We start from the raw sequence: 18,718 nt of genomic DNA, 5'->3' as shown, positions 1-18,718 counted from the left end.
CAATCCTTCAAGAAATATAGAAATATTTGGCAATAATTTTTCAGGCTGCCTGAAAATCACTGGCAAGATTCGCCTGTTTGAGAACAGCAGTTTTGGGTCAGAAAATGGGTCAATGCCATCATCAAATCCAGCTCGGCAAAATAACGCATGTGCCGTCCTTCCTGCACCACACGCACAAGCCCCGAATGCAACAGGCTTTTTAGATGAAAAGACACATTATTCGGGGCAAGGTTAAGCTGTTTTGCCAAGTCGCCAGCAATCATGCCAGTACTGCCTGCGGCGGTAAGTTGTTGAAAAATCGCCAGTCTTATCGGAGAAGACAGGCTCTCAAAGAGTTTGCTTGCTTGTATCGTATTCATAGGCGTAATTATAACAAGAAATTTCAATATTTCAAGTATGATTGAAATGTTTTTTTAATTGTCCGAAGCCACCTTTCCAAATCCAAAAACCCACTTCCCATTTTTCGCTATTCTTAAGCCATAGCATGAAAAATTTAGAGACACGGCTAAACCTACGACTATTCAACCGTACAACACGCAATGTATCGCTAACCGAAGCGGGACAACAGTTTTTTGAACAGCTTTTGCCGCTTTATCAAGCCATAAACCAAGAAGTCGATGCATTAAATGATTTTTTGAATACGCCATCGGGATTGATTCGCATCAACGCCCCGGCGATGGCAGCGGAAGCCGTGTTGTATCCAAAATTAAAGCCGATTTTGAACCAATACCCGAAAACCCGCTTGGAAATCGTGGTGGACGATCGTTGGCAGATATTGTGAAAGAAGGGGTTGATATGGGCGTGCACCTAGGCAACGACGTGGCGTAGTTCAGTACAATAGTGTTTGACGCGCCATTAAACTGCTGTATCTCTCCGGCCAGAAGAAGTAGATGTTGACGAAAATTGTTTTCTACTCTACCCATCAAGAAGTTTAATAGGTGTGAAGAGATTGTCTGAAAATTGATTTTCAGACAATCTTTTGTAGAGACTACTATAGTAAAAATAATTTACCTTACATCCTATAAATTACCTACGTTGACGGTTAACTGCAATAAGAGGCTTATTTAAAGTAACTTGGGTCATACCATGCATATATGCATTATATTGCCATACAATAAATTGCTGTTTATATCGCTCATTAATTTCTTCCAAACGTTGTACTTGAGCTTTTAAATTCTTAACTTGCTTTTGCAGATAATCCACAGTTACATTTGGTATAGGATTAGCTTTTGCTCTTTCTTTTATTTTTTGTTTTCGTCTAGTAAAGGCTGTTTGAATATCTGAATAATTTGCAAGAGACTGTCTCTCAATACTTTTAACATTCAGTAGTTCTGCCACTTTATGACAGAGTAAATCCCATGTTAATTTACCCTCCCAAGTATTAATCAACATGATTATATCTTCTAAATTTTCTTCTGTAATAAGAATTTTAGGCATACTATAACTCCATTAGTCTATATAAATCATCGTCTAACTTAGCTGTTTCTTTCTTCTGTATATCTAGATCCATTCCTCTTTCCAACAAAGCTAATTTAATAGGGGAAGGATCATACTCATCAGGCATCCTTAATAAGGAACCATTTGGGATGCTCTCATTTTCTAAGAATTTAATTTTAGTTTTTATGTGAGTTAGTCTCCATCCTAAATTACTTATCCAGCGATCTGCACCAAAAACACCTATTTTATGGTGTTCTTTAGCTTTATTAAATTGTTCGGTTATCTGGGCTTCACGCACCTTTAAGATTTCTAAGGAGTGCTCTAAACCTTTAATACAAACAAGCTCTTTACATGTTTCACAATCTCCATGACGAGAACATGGAGACATTGCATAATCATGTTCACAGATCCCTATTTCTGTTACCGTTGCGATTCCAATTCTATCTTTCCCTAAGTCTTCATAGGTAATAGGAAGATTCAAATGAATTTTATCTAAGATAGAAATATCTTCGGGAATGAGTAAATTCCTAACTGATTCACTTTTTTCTTCTTCTGTTCTGTGATCATAAGCCTTGTTATCTGCAACTCTTGCTCGTCCTGCCCAATTAGCTAAAGTTAACTCATCCATTCCTCCTCGTTCAGCTTTTGTACTTAACCAATGTCTTGCATTGTGTGATGGTAATCTTATGAATTCTCCTTTGGATGTGCCTATACAATGTTTTTCCCATAATGATGTTTTAGGACGAGTTTCAGAATAGCAAAACCTATCATTAATTTGATTCACCGTTGGTAACACAAAAGAAAAACTTTTAGGGGAAAAGTCATCATGAAATTCATTTTCTCTAAATAATAATAAAGCTTCAGAAACCTTAACATTTTTATGTTTATCAACATAAGGCCAATTATGAAATTTTGATGTATATTTTTTATATAAAAATTTTCCTAACACCTCATAAGTTATAATTCCATCATTTTCACTTATTAAATTTTTAAACCATTTAGTATTAGTGCTATTTTTGTCAATATCTAGCACTTCAAAAATTTCACTTTTAGTTAAAGGCTTTTGGTATAAAGAACGGGATGGCGCAGCCTCTTTATTGGATAACATCAATATATTAGGATTTTCTTCTGCAAATTTAGCAACTCCTCTTGCTAGGGTGCCTATATTTGTTAAGCGTTTAACGGCTTCAACAACAATATCTTGCATACAGCTAGGAACCCATTTTAATCCCACTTTACCATTTTTTGCGGGTATCCATCGAATACCTAATTGCTTATTTCCTAAGCTATCATTCTCCCATTCTAAGCAATTAACAGATAACGACATTAACTCAGAACAACGAGATGGAGCAACCATAAGTAGAGCCATAACAGCTGTGTAATATTCAGTTTCTTTGTCTAAATTGGGGGCATCATGAAAGAGTTTAGCTACCAACATCATTTCTTCATCAGTTGGCATTTTACTGGAGCGGTATTCTTTTCCTTTTTCATCCAGTAATATAGTCAAATCTCTAGGGCGTTTGTAAGGACTTTTCCATAAAGGTAGTTGAGGTGTAATTTGATTTTCTCTACAAAAATCAAATAATTTTTGAATTTGATAACCTAATTTATTGACTGATTCCGTACCTTTTTTATATTTTTTTGATACGATATTTTCTACTTCATGAATAACTAAATAATCAAGCTGAAGTATGTCAGCTTTTCCTTTAATATTGTAGAGAGCCATTTCAACTATACGTAAAGATTCAGTATGTCGGGCTAAATTCCGAATAGGATTTAGAGAATAAGTATAACGAATATAGGCTTTGGCAAACTCAATGAATGGTGCAGCTAATGGCTCATATTTATAAGCTGTAGATTTAATTCTTTCTGTGGAAAAACGAACCTGAACTGGATAAATGCTGAATGTTGTTTTCCATTGGTTGTTTTCCCAGCAATCATTTCCAAAGGTAGTAAGCTGATTTTTACTGAAATTAATAAATTGCTCTAAATTAGATTTAGGATTATTATCTTGTGGAGTAAAAATTAGATTATTCATAATTAGTGGCTCCCAATAGTTCTTTTCATATCATTGCAAGCTTGAACAACATACTCAACAGCTAAAATAATACGATCTTTGGATGATGCATAATCTATGCTTTTGGTTTGTTTTAAACGTTCTTCCTTTTCCTCATACAACTTATTTAAGATTTGTTGATGAGGACCATCAACGAGCGGTCTAAACTTAGGACATAAATAACAAGTTTCATAGCCAGTTATACAAAAATCATTTGTACCACAAGCACCTATTGTATCTATTCCGTTATTGGTTATTAAAGATGTTGGATCGTGCCCCCTCTCGCTTTCATTTAAGTTAGAAATAATTCTACCTGTAAATGCTTGAGCTAGTTTTCCCATTTCAGCACCCATAACACGATCAATGTATTGCACTGTATCAGCTGTATTTTCAGTATAAACTTTAACGTTTTGTGTATCTGTATGATCTAGGAGCTCTGCTATAATCGTTGCCCCAACCCCTTTTCTTCCTAGATTTGTTCCTCTAGTATGGCGAAAACGTCTTGCTGTTACATGAATAATTTCACCTGTTCGTTCTGAAATTGCTTTTTGGTGAATACAGAATTTTCGTAATGCGTATAGCTCCAACGAAGAAGCAGAATAATGAAAAATATCTTTGTTTAATAATGAAAGATCAAAATTCCTATTTTTGATATTCTTCTTTAAACAATTCCAATCAATAAACATTGGTAATTTCATTTTATAACTAGAAATAAAGGTTTCATCAACCAGACTAAGCAATTTCTTATATTGATATTCCATAAAGTTTAGGAGAATTAAATATAAGTCCTCTGTGATAGCAAGCTTTTTAAACGTTTCTCTAAATAGCCCTCCTCTTTTTTTTGCACTAGGGATATTTAGAAAATAATTCCATGTTCCTTGAGAGATTTCCTTTCTTAGGTCTTCAAATTTTAAATGGCGTATTTGAATGGGTCTTCTAGCTGTAGATTGAAGTAAGTGAATATATGCATATGTTTCAAATGAAATAAGATCTTCTCTCCAAAGTCTAGCAAGTTCAGCCATTAAAGCCAAAATTTCATTTTCGGTAAATGCTCCTGTATAAGGGCATCTCATTAATACCGATTTACCTTTATCATTTCCACTTAACGTAAAGCTTTCTAGCAATGACACAACAGATTTATCAACTCCATAATAGCCATACTCATGCCATGACAGTAAAAAACCCTTTAATGCTCCTAAATACCATTCATGCTCTTTTCCTAGTTTATTTTTCCAATCCAAGATTATTGGCACATTAATTATTTCTAAGTTAGTTGAAATTACTAATCGTTGAAACTGTTGATACATGTGAGATACGTGATAACTTGAGTATTTTTCGGCATATATTGCTAATGTTTTTCTAAAACCGTCTAATGTTTTTTTATTTATATTTAATATATGTTGAGAAAAGTTAATGGTTTTGTCTTTACTTATACGCCAAAAGTTTTCATTTTCATCAAATGCATACCCATCTCTTGACTGTCTAAGAAGTTTATTCTGATTCATAATTATCAACCTTTTTTTGAAACTCAATCTGAAGATCTAATAATATCTTGTTAGCTTTTTCTCTTATATAACGTTGATTATAAATATTTCCTGATTTCTCGGATGTATGTCCCATAAGATGTTGTCTCATCTTTGCTTCTTTTTCGGAAGAAATAAAATCTTTATGAGAAAAATCATGATTTATATTTTGATTATTTTTATCCACCTTTCGTGAAAAATCTAAGTTCCATTCATGACGAAAAATATGCGGATGAATAATAGAAAATTTAGGATCTATCTTTTTCATTGTTGGTACAATAACGTTATCAAAAGAACTGGTACTAATTGGGTTTCCTTGCGTTTTTCCTTTTCGATGGGTTACAAATAAATATGGATGTTTATTAGCGTTAGGAATCTTAGAGCGATAGTTCATAATATAGTCATTGATAAGTTGAGCTATATTTTGTGAAATAGGAAGTCGCCTTTCTTTCGTTTTACTTACAGCTTGCTTCTTCCTTGTGTCAAATTTATCATCATGCGTTCGTCTAATTGTAATTGAGGATTTAGCTGTCCCTATATCAATAAATGGGATTTGAATTGATAATAGCTCTCCTCTTCTAATCCCTAATTCCTTTAATAAGATAAACATCAAATGGTTTCTTTTTCTAATTCCAATATCTTGAAATGGATTATTAGGATTAGAAAAGTTCGCAATAGACATAAACTCATCTAACAATCCATCAGGTAGCTCACTTTCTGGTTTGATAGATAATGTTTTATGATTTTTAGGTCTTAACTCTTTAATTAAAGTAATTAGTTTCGTCAATTTTTCAATATATTCATTAGATACATTAATTACTTTAGATAGAAATAATATGTATTCTGAAAGCGTTGTTAGTCTATTATATTGATGACTAAGAGATACGGCAGAATAAATATCAATAAATTGAGTCCTACCTTTCATTAACACACTTTTTTTTGTATTGATTACATTCTTTCGCTTTTTTACATTTATTCTCATATGTTGGATAAGAGATTCTAATTGGTTTTCTGTTAAGAGTACTTTGTTATGAATTAGATCACTAATAACAAGATTATTCTGTTTTTCCCAATTCATTATCCACTGTATAGTTCCCAGCTTATTTCTAATTGTGTTTACTGCGGATTGATTACGTAGTTCTACAGTTACCCATAAGGTTGAATAAAAATCAGGAATACCAGTTTTAACATTAACCAATATAGGAAAACGTTCTCCATTTGAAAAAAGGACTGTTTCTAATCTATGCATATTCATTTAATTTACAAAAATATCATATATAAATACTATCAAATTAAAGATATTGTGTCAAAATTAATGTAAAAAAAGAGAAGTCTTATTTTATAAGGCTTCTCTCTGGTTTCTACGATGTATTTTTACATAATTTCTGTATATGGAATTCAAAACGGAATATCATCATCAAAATTATCCATCGGCGCTTCAGTAGCCGGTTTGCTTGCCGGGGCAGCGCGCGGGGCGCTTTGTGCTTGGCTTGGGTAGCTCGGTTGGGCTGCCGGGGCATAGCCGCCGGCGGATTGACGATCGGCACGGCTGTCTAACATTTGTAACACGTCGCCTTGAATTTCCGTGGTGTAGCGATCCTGGCCGTTTTGATCCTGCCATTTACGGGTTCTTAAACGTCCTTCAACATACACTTTGGATCCTTTGCGCAGGTATTCGCCCGCCACTTCTGCCTGACGACGGTAGAACACAATGCGATGCCATTCGGTCACTTCGCGACGTTCGCCGGTGTTTTTGTCATTCCAGCTTTCACTGGTGGCAACTGTGATGTTGGCAACTGCTTCGCCGTTCGGCATGGTGCGGATTTCAGGGTCATTGCCTAAATTACCGACGATAATTACTTTATTTACTCCAGCCATAATATCCTCTTCTTTATTCGATTTTGCTGTAAAAAAATTTGCCCTATTCTGCCTGAAAATTCAGAAGAAATCCACGCCTTCAACAAAATTAACTGGATATTTGCACAGTTATTTAGGAATATGCGATAATTGTCGCAAATTTACACTTCTTTCATTTATAAAATCTATTATGGATACCATCGACATTCGTGGGGCGCGAACCCACAATCTGAAAAATATTAACTTAACCATTCCACGCGACAAACTGATTGTCATCACCGGCTTATCCGGTTCCGGCAAGTCTTCCTTGGCGTTTGATACGCTGTATGCGGAAGGTCAGCGCCGTTATGTGGAATCCCTGTCCGCCTATGCGCGCCAGTTTCTGTCATTAATGGAAAAACCCGATGTGGACCACATTGAAGGGCTTTCGCCGGCGATTTCTATTGAACAAAAATCCACCTCCCACAACCCGCGTTCGACGGTGGGAACCATTACCGAAATTCACGATTATCTGCGTTTATTGTTTGCCCGTGTGGGCGAACCGCGCTGTCCCCACCACAATGTGCCGCTGGCGGCGCAAACCATCAGCCAAATGGTGGATAAGGTGCTTTCCTTGCCTGAAGAAAGCAAAATGATGCTGTTGGCACCGTTGGTGAAAGAGCGCAAAGGCGAACACGTTAAGTTGCTGCAACAAATAGCCGCGCAAGGTTATATTCGCGCCCGTATCGACGGTGAAATTTGCGATTTGTCTGATCCGCCGAAGCTGGAATTACAGAAAAAACACACCATCGAAGTGGTGGTGGATCGCTTTAAAGTGCGGTCGGATTTAGCCACAAGATTAGCGGAATCCTTTGAAACCACATTAGAACTCTCCGGCGGCACGGCAGTAGTTGCCTATATGGACGATCCGAAAGCGGAAGAATTAATTTTCTCCGCCAATTTTGCCTGTCCGCACTGCGGTTATTCCGTGCCGGAACTGGAACCGCGTCTGTTTTCTTTCAATAATCCCGCCGGTGCCTGCCCGACTTGCGACGGCTTGGGCGTACAGCAATATTTCGATGAAAAACGCGTGGTGCAAAATCCCGGTATTTCCCTTGCCAACGGCGCCATTAAAGGCTGGGATCGCCGCAATTTCTACTACTACCAAATGCTCACCTCACTGGCGAAACACTACCATTTCGACATTGAAACGCCTTTTGAGGAACTGCCGAAAAAAATTCAGCAGATTATTTTGCACGGCTCCGGCAAGGAAGAAATCGAGTTTCAATACATGAACGATCGCGGCGATGTGGTGCTGCGTCGCCACACCTTTGAAGGCATTTTGAACAACATGGCGCGCCGTTATAAAGAAACGGAATCCATGTCGGTGCGCGAAGAACTCGCCAAACACATCAGCAACCGCCCTTGTGCCGATTGCGGCGGTTCCCGTTTACGCCCGGAAGCGCGTAACGTCTATATTGAGCAAACCAACCTGCCTGACGTATCGGAAAAAAGTATCGGCGAAGCCTTGAGTTTCTTCAGTGAACTTCAACTGAGCGGGCAAAAAGCCCAAATCGCCGAGAAAATCCTGAAAGAAATCAAAGAGCGGTTACAATTTTTGGTGAATGTGGGTTTGAACTACCTTTCCCTTTCCCGTTCTGCCGAAACCCTTTCGGGCGGCGAAGCGCAGCGTATTCGTCTCGCCAGTCAAATCGGCGCGGGTCTGGTCGGCGTGATGTATGTATTGGACGAACCTTCCATTGGCTTACACCAACGGGACAACGAACGCCTGCTTAACACCTTGATTCATTTGCGGAATTTGGGCAACACCGTAATTGTGGTGGAACACGACGAAGACGCCATTTTAAGCGCCGATCACATTATTGACATCGGCCCCGGCGCAGGCGTACACGGCGGTAGCGTCATCGCCGAAGGCACGGCGCAACAAATTATGCAAAACCCGAATTCCCTCACGGGTAAATTTTTATCGGGCGCGGAAAAGATCGAAATACCGAAAAAACGCACCGCACTTGATAAGAAAAAAATGCTCAAACTGTTCGGCGCGTCCGGCAACAATCTGAAAGATGTCAATCTGGACATTCCCGTAGGCTTATTCACCTGTATCACCGGTGTGTCCGGCTCGGGCAAATCCACGTTGATAAACGACACCCTATTCCCGATTGCGCAAAATGCCTTGAATCACGCGGAAAACGCCGAAGCAGCGCCGTATAAATCCATTGAAGGTTTGGAATTTTTCGACAAAGTCATCGACATTAACCAAAGCCCGATCGGACGCACGCCGCGTTCCAACCCGGCGACATATACGGGCGTGTTTACGCCGATTCGCGAACTGTTCGCCGGTGTTCCGGAAGCCCGTGCGCGCGGCTACAACCCGGGACGTTTCAGTTTTAACGTCCGCGGCGGGCGTTGCGAAGCTTGTCAGGGCGACGGCGTGATCAAAGTGGAAATGCACTTTCTGCCGGATGTGTATGTGCCGTGCGATCAATGTAAGGGTAAACGCTACAACCGCGAAACCTTGGAAATTCGCTACAAAGGCAAAACCATCCATCAAGTGTTGGATATGACCGTGGAAGACGCACGTGAATTTTTCGACGCCATTCCGATGATTGCCCGTAAATTGCAAACCCTGATTGACGTGGGCTTGTCTTACATCCGTTTGGGGCAATCCTCCACCACCCTGTCCGGCGGTGAGGCGCAACGGGTGAAACTGGCGACGGAACTTTCCAAGCGGGATACGGGCAAAACCCTGTATATTCTCGACGAACCGACCACAGGGTTACATTTCGCCGACATCAAACAGCTACTTTCCGTGTTGCACCGCTTGCGCGATCAAGGCAACACCATTGTGGTCATCGAACATAATTTAGACGTAATCAAAACCGCCGACTGGATTGTGGATCTCGGCCCGGAAGGCGGCAGTGGCGGCGGGCAGATCATCGCCACCGGCACACCGGAACAGGTTGCCAACGTGGAGGGTTCACACACCGCCCGCTTCCTGAAGAGCATTCTGGCGAAAGGCTAAAAACGCCGTATTTTTTGACCACACTTTAGGTCTATAAAGTGCGGTCATTTTTTTCGGTATTTTTAATCTACATGTTCGCTTAAGAAGCCACCGCTTTGGTGTTGCCACAATTTGGCGTATAAGCCGTTGTGCGCCAGCAGTTCAGCATGAGTGCCTTGTTCCACGATTTGTCCGTGATCCAATACGATCAAGCGATCCATGGCGGCGATGGTGGATAAACGGTGAGCGATGGCGATAACGGTTTTGTTTTCCATCATTTTGTCCAAGCTTTCCTGAATCGCCGCTTCCACTTCGGAATCCAATGCACTGGTGGCTTCATCCAGTAATAAAATCGGTGCGTCTTTCAACATTACGCGGGCGATGGCAATACGCTGGCGTTGTCCGCCGGAGAGTTTTACGCCGCGTTCGCCCACATGGGCGTCATAGCCGTGACGACCTTGCGCATCGCTCAAATACGGAATGAAATCCGCTGCTTCGGCGCGTTCCGCCGCATCCAGCATTTCCTGCTCGGTGGCGCTCGGTCTGCCGTACACAATGTTATCACGCACGGAACGGTGTAATAGCGACGTATCCTGCGTCACCAAGCCGATTTGGCTGCGCAAACTTTCCTGCTGCACGTCGATAATATTTTGTCCGTCGATGGTAATCGCACCTTGTTGCGCTTCATAGAAGCGTAAAAGTAGATTGACGATAGTAGATTTACCCGCCCCGGAACGCCCGATCAAGCCCACTTTTTCGCCCGGTTTAATGGTTAAATTGAAATGATCCAACAGCGGTTTAACCGGGTCATAAGCAAAGCTGACATTATTAAATTTGATTTCACCGTGCGTCACGTTCAACGGCGGGCAGTTCGGTTTATCCAAAATGGTTTGCGGCTTGGTTAGCGTGTTCATGCCGTCGTTCACTGTTCCGATATTTTCAAATAAGCGTGCCGATTCCCACATAATCCAGCGGGAAAGTCCGTGCACGCGTAGCGCCATCGCGGTGGAGGTGGCAATGGCACCGACGCCCACCAGCCCTTGTTGCCAAAGTAATACGCCGATGACGGCAGTGCTTAAAATCAGCATAACGTTGGTAATATAAGTCAAGCTATCCAGCGAAGTCGCCAAACGCATTTGGGCGTGCACAGTCACCATAAATTCTTCCATGGAGCGCTTGGCGTAGCCCGCTTCACGAGAACCGTGAGAAAACAGTTTCACCGTGGCAATATTGGCGTAAGCGTCGGTGATCCGCCCCGTCATGAGAGAACGCGCATCCGCCTGACGCTCGGCGGTTTTCGCAAGGCGCGGGATTAATAGGCGTAAAATGGTGATGAAAAGCACAATCCAAACAAAGAAAGGCAGCAGGAACCAACTGTCTAACGAAGCAAGCACCAGACCTGAGGTGACAAAATAGACAACCACATAAACCAACATATCGGCGATGGTCAGTACTGTGTCGCGCACTGCCAGAGCGGTTTGCATTACTTTGGCGGAAACCCGACCGGCAAACTCGTCTTGGTAGAAACTCAAACTTTGTCCCAGCATGAGGCGGTGAAAATTCCAACGCAGGCGCATTGGGAAAACCCCTTGCAACGTTTGCAAACGTACGGCGGAGGCTAAAAACAGCCAGAGGATACTGAAAATCAATAAACCCGCCATGCCCAGAAGCAGATGCCCTTTTTCCTGCCATAAGGTCGCCGGCGTATAAACACCAAGCCAATCCACCAACAGCCCCATAAATTGGAACAAAATGGCTTCCATAACGCCGGTGCCGATGGTGAGTATCGCCAACAACAAAATCCAGCGTTTCATGCCGTCAATACTCGACCAAATAAAGCGGAACAAGCCTTTATCCGGCGTTTTCGGCGATGGGTCGGGATACGGATTGAGGCGATTCTCAAACCAACTGAAAATTTTATCGAACATATATCATCTATCCTTAAAAACAAAAGGCAACTCGGTTGTTGCCTGTAAATTGGGGCGCATTATAGCCTAAATTTGCTTCAGTCGATACTCATGGGGCTGACGTTTACGATACTGACTTGGACTCATGTCGTAGGCGGTTTTAAAGGCTTTGCTGAAATGCGCCTCCGATTGATAGCCAACTTCCAGCGCAATCGCCAACACGCTTTTCTGCGTTTTATTCAACAATAACGCCGCCTGTTGAAGGCGCAGCTGAGTCAAAAATTTCCCCGGCGCCATGCCGATCGTATGTTGAAACACCCGCATAAAATTCGCCCGCGACATCGCCGCCAGTTCTGCCAGAGAATCCATACTCCACGCCTGTTGCGGCGCGTTTAACAATTGTGTTAAGACAACGCTCAAACGCTTATCCTGCAAGCCGGCAAGCACCCCTTGATTAAGCTGTGCCGATTGTAATCCGTGACGCAAAATATAAATAAACAGCACGGTCACCAGCGAATCAATCAAGGACTTCGCGCCACTTTGCGTTTTATCCGCCTCCTGCTGCAACACCTGGATCAGCGGCAACAGCGGCGTGTCGCGTAAAGACAAATGCAAATACGGCGGTAATGCATCAATTAACAAGGACGGGCGGTTGTAATACAACATGCCGCAAAACATTTTTAAATCGGGCGAATTTTGCCCGATATGATAAACCTTGAATAAATCCGTCTGATTTTCTTGCGGTTTTGAGAGCGTCTTCCGTTTTTTTATTACATCAGGTTGCGTTTGACTAGCAATAAAGTGCGGTCGATTTTGCGGGAGAAAAAAAATGTCGCCAGCTTGTAAATGAATCTGTTGATTTTCCAGACTCAACCAACAATCCCCTTGTTCAATTAAATGAAAAATACCGACATATTGATTTCCGCAAGCGCCCTGCTGAACCTGCCAATCACCCTGAAATAAGCAACGGACATTCACTTCGCCGCTGACTTGCGCCAACTGAATAAGTTTATCAAGACAATCCATAATGAGATTTTAAGTATAAAAGTTAAGACGAATTGGCAAGTATGATACAAGAATTTACTTATAATTTGTCTCGAAATTTGAAACACATTTTAAACATATGCTTAAGGAGAAAATTATGTTTGCAGATTGGAAAAATGACGTTGCCCATGTGAAAAAATCATTCGGCGAATTAGGTAAAAAACACCCTAAAATGTTACAAGCTTACGGTGCACTCAGCGCAGCCGCGGCGGAAGGTAATGTATTGGACGCCAAAACCCGCGAATTGATCGCCCTTGCCGTCGCCGTCACCACCCGTTGCGAAAGCTGTATCGGCGTACACGCCGCCGAAGCGGTGAAAGCCGGCGCTACCGAAGAAGAAGTTGCCGCCGCACTCGCCATGTCTATCGCATTAAACGCGGGCGCCGCTTACACTTATTCGTTGCGTGCATTAGAGGCTTATAATACACAGAAAGACTAAAGCTCATTCAGGCTTAAAACACCATCGGCACCTTAAGGTGCCGATTTTTTTATGAAAAACGAGCGGAAAAACCACCGCACTTTTCAAACGCTAGTCAATCAACCCCGCCTTCACCAAAAATCGGTAAATGCCGTCTTGGTCGATAGGGTCGGTGATGTGGTCGGCGAGGGCTTTTAGCTCGGGGTGGGCATTGCCCATGGCGACACCGACGCCGACGCGACTTAGCATTTCCAAATCATTTAAGCCGTCGCCGAATGCCATGACGTTTTCCATGGTCAGCCCTAAATGATGTACCGCCGCTTCAATACCGCGCGCTTTAGAACCTTCCGCATCAAATAAATCCACGGATTCCTCATGCCAGCGCACCATGCGTAAACCGTCCAATAAACCGCAATTTTGCACCAATTGGTCTTGATCTTCACGGTAAAACGGCAGAATTTGACTGATAGCGTGATGTTCAAAAAAATGTTTATCCACGGAATAATCCGTCGTGATCACATCAAAAGATCGGGTTACCCGTTCGTTTTTCTCCGACACACTCACGGCATCGTCGGTAATGAAAGCATAAGCAATGTGATGTTGGTCGAAGAAATGGGTTAAACGGCGGATTTGCTCGGTAGGAATGGTATGTTTGGCAATATTCTGATGCTTATGACTAACCGATTGTCCGTTCATGGTAACGAATAAATCCATCCCCTCCTGTTCAATCAGCTGTTTCACCTGCCACGGAAACGTCGTGCGCGAACGCCCGCTGGCAATGGCGGGAATAATGCCGTTTTGTTTGAGCTTGCGGATAAACAGCGGCACGCTTGCCGGCAACTGATCCTGTTCTTTCATAAATAAGGTTTCGTCGATGTCAAAAAAGATCACTTTAATTTGATCACGGTAATTGGGAATTGTCATAGTTATCTCTTTCTATAAATCAAAAAATTTAGTTCAAAATGCCGCCTGATTTTAGCATTTTTGCGAGACGGATCCTAAAATCGGCGAAAAAACATCGAAAAAAATCACCGCACTTTTATGATACGCCTCTTCATTCAATAAAGTGCGGTCGTTTTCGTGAACGTTTTTCAATCCTGCTGCGTGCATTGCCACACGCCCCTCAAACTTGCCAAACACGGCCTATGCAGCCGTTGCAACCGCACCATTCGGCGTTTTCCTTATTGCGGTTGCTGCGGCGCGGAATTAGCGGAAAATGCGTTGCACTGCGGCAACTGTTTGCAACAGGAACCGTCGTGGGATCGCATGGTGATTATCGGGCGTTACAACGAACCGCTTTCTACGTTAATTCATCGCTTCAAATTTCAAAATCAATTCCGGCTCGACCGCACCTTAGCGCGCCTTTTGTATTTGGCGATTCGCGAAGCGCGCCGCAACCACCGATTACCTTTGCCCGATGTCATTCTTCCCGTGCCGTTGCATCATGTTCGGCAATGGCGACGCGGGTATAACCAGGCGGATTTATTGGCTCGGCAACTTGCCAAATGGCTTCACCTTCCCGTGAATAACCATGTGCTCGCCCGCACTAAACGAACACCGACCCAGCGAGGGTTAAGTGCCAAAGATCGGCGACAAAATCTGAAAAATGCGTTTCAACTTTCGACAAAACGCAAGAGTTTTCCGTATCGCAGTGTGGCATTAGTGGACGATGTAATTACCACCGGCGCCACCTTAAACGAAATCGCCAAGCTGTTGCGCAAAGCCAACGTAGCCCATATTCAGGTGTGGGGGCTTGCCCGCACATAAAACGCGCGAAAGACAAAATCGGCATTTTTTTATTACAGCAAAAGGTAGAAAAAAAGCTGCGCGAGGCGTATTATGTCCGACAAATTTAATCCGGTTTTATTGTGGGAGAACTATGCAACAAATCACTATCTCAGCGGCGGCGCAAGCCCATTTCCGCCGCTTATTGGATCAACAGGAAGAAGGCACCAACATTCGTATTTTTGTGGTCAATCCCGGCACGCCGAATGCCGAGTGCGGCGTGTCTTACTGCCCGCCGAATTCCGTGGAAGCCAGCGACACGGAAATCAAATACGACACCTTTTCCGCTTTTGTAGATGAAATCAGCCTGCCGTTTTTGGAAGACGCCGAAATCGATTATGTGACCGAAGAACTGGGCGCGCAACTTACCTTAAAAGCACCGAACGCGAAAATGCGTAAAGTGGCGGACGACGCGCCGTTAATCGAACGGGTGGAATACGTCATTCAAACCCAAATCAACCCGCAACTGGCAAGCCACGGCGGCAAAATCACCTTATTGAAAATCACCGATGACGGCTACGCCATTTTGCAATTCGGCGGCGGTTGTAACGGTTGCTCCATGGTGGATGTGACCTTGAAAGACGGCGTGGAAAAACAACTGGTCAGCCTCTTCCCGGGTGAACTCAGCGGTGCCAAAGACGTTACCGAACACCAACGTGGCGAACATTCTTATTACTAAGCCAAAACAAAAAACCACCGATAAGGTGGTTTTTTATTGCACGTCAAATTTATTTTGCGTGGCGTTCTTTCAATTTACCAATCACATCCGCCCAGCTTAAATCCGCATCCTGCAACAACACTGTCAAGTGATACGCCAAATCCGCCGCTTCGCAAATGGTTTCGTTACGATCTTTCACCGTCGCCGCCAATGCCGTTTCCACGCCTTCCTCGCCCACTTTCTGCGCAATGCGTTTAGTGCCGCGCGTATATAATTGCGCCGTGTAAGAGGTTTCCGGATCAGCCCCTTTACGCGCATTTAACAAGCGTTCCAGCTTGCTGAAAAAGATCCAATTCGGCTCATTTTGCAGCTGACTGAAACAACTTTCCGTGCCCGTATGGCAAGTCGGCCCCACAGGATCCACGAGAATCAACAACGCATCCTGATCGCAATCCAAGCTCATATCCACCACGTTTAAGAAATTGCCCGAGGTTTCCCCTTTTGTCCACAGACGGTTTTTCGTGCGGGAAAAGAACGTGACTTTCTTCTCCGCCAAGGTTTTCTCCAACGCCTCGGGATTCATATACCCAAGCATCAGCACTTCGCAAGTGGTGGCGTTTTGCACGATAACGGGGAGGAGGTTATTGATTTTTTGCCAGTTGATTTCTAACATTATTTTTCCCTCTTTCTATTAAATTCTAAATTTAAAACTTGTGATATTCGTTCGAAATGCAATTCATCATATTTTTGTGGAAATTCAATATATTCAATTCGGGCTTTTCGGCAAGCTTCTTTTTTAATAGCATCTCGCTCAATCGCATTACTTTGATAATGCCCACCACCCTGATATTCAATCACAACCACCGGATTACCAAATTTATCGGTAATTAAAAAATCAACACGTTTATTGTTAACCAGACGAAATGCTTCTGGGTTTTCACTTTGAATAAATTCCCCCATAGCGACTTGAGAAAATAAACGATATTTCTGCTCCTGATGGGATTTTTCTAATAGAGAAATCAATCGGGTAAACAAGCGATATTCGCTCTTATTTAATAAGAACTTCCTGTGAAATTCTGCATTAGCAACAATACCTAGATTTGGGCTGGAAAAAGAATTTGAATTTATTATTGTATGCGTATCCACTATCGATGGCTCGACGTAACGATATGTTTTCTTTGTTCTTTTTCTTTGTTTCTTTGTTAACTCTTTTAGAACGGTTAATAAAACAACAACACCGATAAAAATTAATCCTAAAAAGAACATTTTATTTCTTATTAATTGTTCTAATATCATTTGGTTACCTTAGTTATTCTTAGAAATTTATGTCCGTCATTATAAAGAAAAACACTTCTAAAAACGACCGCACTTTTTTGCGCTACCGCCGTACCCCACTGATAGCGCCCGTTTCCTAACGGGTGCTTGTAACTTACTCTTTTTATTACCTATTCCGGCACGCGTTGGGAAACGCGCGCCATCGTTTTATAAAAAACACTTCTAAAAACGACCGCACTTTTTTGCGCTAGCGCCGTACTTCCACGCCTTCCCGCGCCAAATACTCTTTCAATTCGCCGATGTTGATAATCTGTTTATGAAACACGCTCGCGGCTAGTGCGCCGTCCACGTTGGCATCAATAAAAGCATCACGGAAGTGCACCATTTCGCCGGCGCCGCCGGAGGCGATGAGGGGGACGTGGCAGGCTTGGCGCACCAGTTTTAATTGCGCCAAATCATAGCCGTTGCGGACGCCGTCTTGGTTCATCATGTTCAGCACGATTTCGCCCGCGCCGCGTTGTTGCACTTCCGCCACCCAATCCAGCAGTTGCCAGTGGGTTTGACGGGTGCGTTTTTCGTCGCCGGTGTATTGGTTTACCCAATATTTGCCTGTTTCCTGCTCGAACCAGCTGTCGATGCCCACCACAATCGCCTGCACGCCGAAACGATCCGCCAAGCGGGAAATCAGCTCGGGGTCGGCAAGGGCGGGAGAATTGATGGAAATTTTATCCGCACCGAAAGCGAAAATCTGCTCCGCATCGGCGATAGTTTTAATCCCACCCGCCACGCAAAACGGGATGTCGATCACCTGCGCCACTCTTTCCACCCAGCTTTTGTCCACGGTGCGCCCGTCCGAAGAGGCGGTGATGTCGTAAAACACTAACTCGTCAGCCCCTTCCTGCGCATAACGCTGCGCCAACGGCACGATGTCGCCGATGATTTCGTGGTTACGAAACTGCACGCCTTTCACCACCTGCCCGTCGCGCACGTCCAAACAAGGAATTATCCGTTTTGCCAACATTTGATTGCCTCCGCTACATTAAATTTGCCTTCCAACAACGCGCGCCCTACGATCACGCCCGCCACGCCCGTGCCTTTCAAGGATTCTATGTCCGCCAGCGAACCAATGCCGCCGGAAGACTGGAACTGCACGTCAGGGAATTTAGCGCACACCTCGCGATAAAGCTGCACGTTGGAACCCGCCAGCGTGCCGTCGCGGGAAATGTCGGTGCAAAGCACGTGCTGCAAGCCAAAAGTGCGGTAGTTTTCCACAACGTTTTCGAGGGTCAACGCACTGGTTTCCTGCCAGCCTTTAATCGCCACCAACTTTTGCCCGTTTTCGATACGCACATCTAGCGCCAACACGAATTTTCCCGCGCCGTATTTGTTAAACCAGCCTTGCACCATATCAGGCTGCGTCACCGCCGTGGAACCAATCACCACGCGGTTCGCCCCCACTTCCAGCAAATCGGCAACATCCTGCTCGGTACGAATCCCACCACCTACTTGAATTTGGCTTTGCGTGGTGGCGATAATCTTGCCGATAAGTGCGGTCTGTCTTTGCGACGGATCTTTCGCGCCCGTTAAATCCACCAAATGCAACTGCTCTGCGCCTTGCCGGATATAGCTTGCGAACTGCTCGATAGGATTATCGCTGTAAGTGGTCTGCTGCGCATAATCGCCTTGGTGCAGGCGGACAACATGGCCGTCGATGAGATCGAGGGCGGGGATGATTTGTGAGGTTTGCATATTTTCTC

The 18,718-nt window shown here is 43.5% G+C and carries 18 protein-coding genes; 5 read left to right on the top strand and 13 right to left on the bottom strand.

Annotation, left to right across the window (positions count from 1 at the left end):
- Positions 1 to 56: 56 nt before the first annotated feature.
- A complete protein-coding gene (locus DK430_RS05260) occupies positions 57 to 359 on the bottom strand; it encodes an ArsR/SmtB family transcription factor (RefSeq protein ID WP_014550505.1) in 303 nt (100 codons plus the stop codon).
- A 125-nt stretch (positions 360 to 484) separates the two neighbouring features.
- Between DK430_RS05260 and DK430_RS05255 the strand changes: the two genes are divergently transcribed.
- Positions 485 to 781 (top strand): LysR family transcriptional regulator, encoded by a 297-nt coding sequence (locus DK430_RS05255; protein WP_016533797.1) that lies wholly within the window; start codon positions 485 to 487, stop codon positions 779 to 781.
- A gap of 245 nt (positions 782 to 1,026) precedes the next feature.
- On the opposite strand, the gene DK430_RS05250 is transcribed toward DK430_RS05255, so the two are convergent.
- The 5 genes from DK430_RS05250 to DK430_RS05230 all read right to left on the bottom strand — a co-directional run bounded on the left by DK430_RS05250 (position 1,027) and on the right by DK430_RS05230 (position 6,894).
- Positions 1,027 to 1,437 carry a hypothetical protein gene (locus DK430_RS05250; protein ID WP_010907416.1) on the bottom strand — a complete coding sequence of 137 codons (411 nt, stop codon included), beginning with the start codon at positions 1,435 to 1,437 and terminating at the stop codon, positions 1,027 to 1,029.
- Between the two features lies 1 nt (position 1,438).
- Entirely contained in the window at positions 1,439 to 3,475 is a 2,037-nt protein-coding gene (locus DK430_RS05245) for an integrase (RefSeq protein ID WP_010907417.1), read from the bottom strand.
- A 2-nt stretch (positions 3,476 to 3,477) separates the two neighbouring features.
- Complete coding sequence (locus DK430_RS05240) at positions 3,478 to 4,998, bottom strand: site-specific integrase (protein WP_204352516.1); 1,521 nt, start codon at positions 4,996 to 4,998, stop codon at positions 3,478 to 3,480.
- Positions 4,985 to 6,265, bottom strand: coding sequence for a site-specific integrase (locus tag DK430_RS05235; protein ID WP_109078052.1), 1,281 nt, complete (start codon positions 6,263 to 6,265; stop codon positions 4,985 to 4,987). Before DK430_RS05235 ends, DK430_RS05240 begins: the two co-directional genes overlap by 14 nt.
- Positions 6,266 to 6,414: 149 nt before the next feature.
- A complete protein-coding gene (locus DK430_RS05230; protein ID WP_109078051.1) occupies positions 6,415 to 6,894 on the bottom strand; it encodes a single-stranded DNA-binding protein in 480 nt (159 codons plus the stop codon).
- A gap of 169 nt (positions 6,895 to 7,063) precedes the next feature.
- Here DK430_RS05230 and uvrA point away from each other — a divergent pair, with 169 nt between their 5' ends.
- The gene (gene uvrA / locus DK430_RS05225; RefSeq protein ID WP_109078050.1) at positions 7,064 to 9,895 is read left to right on the top strand and encodes an excinuclease ABC subunit UvrA; all 2,832 of its coding nucleotides are present in this window, start codon (positions 7,064 to 7,066) and stop codon (positions 9,893 to 9,895) included.
- A 62-nt stretch (positions 9,896 to 9,957) separates the two neighbouring features.
- Here uvrA and DK430_RS05220 read toward each other — a convergent pair whose 3' ends face one another.
- Entirely contained in the window at positions 9,958 to 11,802 is a 1,845-nt protein-coding gene (locus DK430_RS05220) for an ABC transporter ATP-binding protein (protein ID WP_109078049.1), read from the bottom strand.
- A 66-nt stretch (positions 11,803 to 11,868) separates the two neighbouring features.
- The gene (locus DK430_RS05215; protein ID WP_109078048.1) at positions 11,869 to 12,807 is read right to left on the bottom strand and encodes a cupin domain-containing protein; all 939 of its coding nucleotides are present in this window, start codon (positions 12,805 to 12,807) and stop codon (positions 11,869 to 11,871) included.
- Positions 12,808 to 12,922: 115 nt separating this feature from the next.
- Here DK430_RS05215 and DK430_RS05210 point away from each other — a divergent pair, with 115 nt between their 5' ends.
- Positions 12,923 to 13,264 carry a carboxymuconolactone decarboxylase family protein gene (locus DK430_RS05210; protein ID WP_109078047.1) on the top strand — a complete coding sequence of 114 codons (342 nt, stop codon included), beginning with the start codon at positions 12,923 to 12,925 and terminating at the stop codon, positions 13,262 to 13,264.
- Positions 13,265 to 13,354: 90 nt separating this feature from the next.
- Here DK430_RS05210 and DK430_RS05205 read toward each other — a convergent pair whose 3' ends face one another.
- Complete coding sequence (locus DK430_RS05205; protein ID WP_109078046.1) at positions 13,355 to 14,167, bottom strand: Cof-type HAD-IIB family hydrolase; 813 nt, start codon at positions 14,165 to 14,167, stop codon at positions 13,355 to 13,357.
- Between the two features lie 156 nt (positions 14,168 to 14,323).
- Here DK430_RS05205 and DK430_RS05200 point away from each other — a divergent pair, with 156 nt between their 5' ends.
- A complete protein-coding gene (locus tag DK430_RS05200; RefSeq protein ID WP_109078045.1) occupies positions 14,324 to 15,010 on the top strand; it encodes a phosphoribosyltransferase family protein in 687 nt (228 codons plus the stop codon).
- Positions 15,011 to 15,122: 112 nt separating this feature from the next.
- A complete protein-coding gene (nfuA, locus tag DK430_RS05195) occupies positions 15,123 to 15,707 on the top strand; it encodes a Fe-S biogenesis protein NfuA (RefSeq protein ID WP_109078044.1) in 585 nt (194 codons plus the stop codon).
- Positions 15,708 to 15,756: 49 nt separating this feature from the next.
- On the opposite strand, the gene hisIE is transcribed toward nfuA, so the two are convergent.
- The 4 genes from hisIE to hisA all read right to left on the bottom strand — a co-directional run bounded on the left by hisIE (position 15,757) and on the right by hisA (position 18,710).
- Positions 15,757 to 16,359 carry a bifunctional phosphoribosyl-AMP cyclohydrolase/phosphoribosyl-ATP diphosphatase HisIE gene (gene hisIE, locus DK430_RS05190; RefSeq protein ID WP_109078043.1) on the bottom strand — a complete coding sequence of 201 codons (603 nt, stop codon included), beginning with the start codon at positions 16,357 to 16,359 and terminating at the stop codon, positions 15,757 to 15,759.
- Positions 16,359 to 16,982, bottom strand: coding sequence for a DUF2726 domain-containing protein (locus DK430_RS05185; RefSeq protein ID WP_109078042.1), 624 nt, complete (start codon positions 16,980 to 16,982; stop codon positions 16,359 to 16,361). The genes hisIE and DK430_RS05185 overlap by 1 nt, the downstream gene beginning before the upstream one ends.
- A gap of 226 nt (positions 16,983 to 17,208) precedes the next feature.
- The gene (gene hisF, locus DK430_RS05180; RefSeq protein ID WP_109078041.1) at positions 17,209 to 17,982 is read right to left on the bottom strand and encodes an imidazole glycerol phosphate synthase subunit HisF; all 774 of its coding nucleotides are present in this window, start codon (positions 17,980 to 17,982) and stop codon (positions 17,209 to 17,211) included.
- Positions 17,964 to 18,710 carry a 1-(5-phosphoribosyl)-5-[(5-phosphoribosylamino)methylideneamino]imidazole-4-carboxamide isomerase gene (gene hisA, locus DK430_RS05175; RefSeq protein ID WP_109078040.1) on the bottom strand — a complete coding sequence of 249 codons (747 nt, stop codon included), beginning with the start codon at positions 18,708 to 18,710 and terminating at the stop codon, positions 17,964 to 17,966. The genes hisF and hisA overlap by 19 nt, the downstream gene beginning before the upstream one ends.
- Positions 18,711 to 18,718 lie beyond the last annotated feature (8 nt).

The sequence above is a fragment of the Aggregatibacter kilianii genome, from assembly GCF_003129965.1.
Taxonomy (GTDB): Bacteria; Pseudomonadota; Gammaproteobacteria; order Enterobacterales; family Pasteurellaceae; genus Aggregatibacter; species Aggregatibacter kilianii_A.
Note: the sequence above shows the minus strand (reverse complement) of the source record. Positions and strands in the feature narration are given on the sequence as shown.

Excerpts from the sequence above, each read along its gene's own strand:
- hisIE (WP_109078043.1), bottom strand. The coding sequence starts at position 16,359 with ATGTTAGAAATCAACTGGCAAAAAATCAATAACCTCCTCCCCGTTATC.
- uvrA (WP_109078050.1), top strand. The coding sequence starts at position 7,064 with ATGGATACCATCGACATTCGTGGGGCGCGAACCCACAATCTGAAAAAT.
- DK430_RS05205 (WP_109078046.1), bottom strand. The coding sequence starts at position 14,167 with ATGACAATTCCCAATTACCGTGATCAAATTAAAGTGATCTTTTTTGAC.
- DK430_RS05240 (WP_204352516.1), bottom strand. The coding sequence starts at position 4,998 with ATGAATCAGAATAAACTTCTTAGACAGTCAAGAGATGGGTATGCATTT.
- DK430_RS05255 (WP_016533797.1), top strand. The coding sequence starts at position 485 with ATGAAAAATTTAGAGACACGGCTAAACCTACGACTATTCAACCGTACA.
- DK430_RS05260 (WP_014550505.1), bottom strand. The coding sequence starts at position 359 with ATGAATACGATACAAGCAAGCAAACTCTTTGAGAGCCTGTCTTCTCCG.
- DK430_RS05215 (WP_109078048.1), bottom strand. The coding sequence starts at position 12,807 with ATGGATTGTCTTGATAAACTTATTCAGTTGGCGCAAGTCAGCGGCGAA.
- nfuA (WP_109078044.1), top strand. The coding sequence starts at position 15,123 with ATGCAACAAATCACTATCTCAGCGGCGGCGCAAGCCCATTTCCGCCGC.
- DK430_RS05220 (WP_109078049.1), bottom strand. The coding sequence starts at position 11,802 with ATGTTCGATAAAATTTTCAGTTGGTTTGAGAATCGCCTCAATCCGTAT.
- DK430_RS05235 (WP_109078052.1), bottom strand. The coding sequence starts at position 6,265 with ATGCATAGATTAGAAACAGTCCTTTTTTCAAATGGAGAACGTTTTCCT.
- DK430_RS05230 (WP_109078051.1), bottom strand. The coding sequence starts at position 6,894 with ATGGCTGGAGTAAATAAAGTAATTATCGTCGGTAATTTAGGCAATGAC.
- hisA (WP_109078040.1), bottom strand. The coding sequence starts at position 18,710 with ATGCAAACCTCACAAATCATCCCCGCCCTCGATCTCATCGACGGCCAT.
- DK430_RS05185 (WP_109078042.1), bottom strand. The coding sequence starts at position 16,982 with ATGATATTAGAACAATTAATAAGAAATAAAATGTTCTTTTTAGGATTA.
- DK430_RS05245 (WP_010907417.1), bottom strand. The coding sequence starts at position 3,475 with ATGAATAATCTAATTTTTACTCCACAAGATAATAATCCTAAATCTAAT.
- DK430_RS05250 (WP_010907416.1), bottom strand. The coding sequence starts at position 1,437 with ATGCCTAAAATTCTTATTACAGAAGAAAATTTAGAAGATATAATCATG.
- hisF (WP_109078041.1), bottom strand. The coding sequence starts at position 17,982 with ATGTTGGCAAAACGGATAATTCCTTGTTTGGACGTGCGCGACGGGCAG.
- DK430_RS05210 (WP_109078047.1), top strand. The coding sequence starts at position 12,923 with ATGTTTGCAGATTGGAAAAATGACGTTGCCCATGTGAAAAAATCATTC.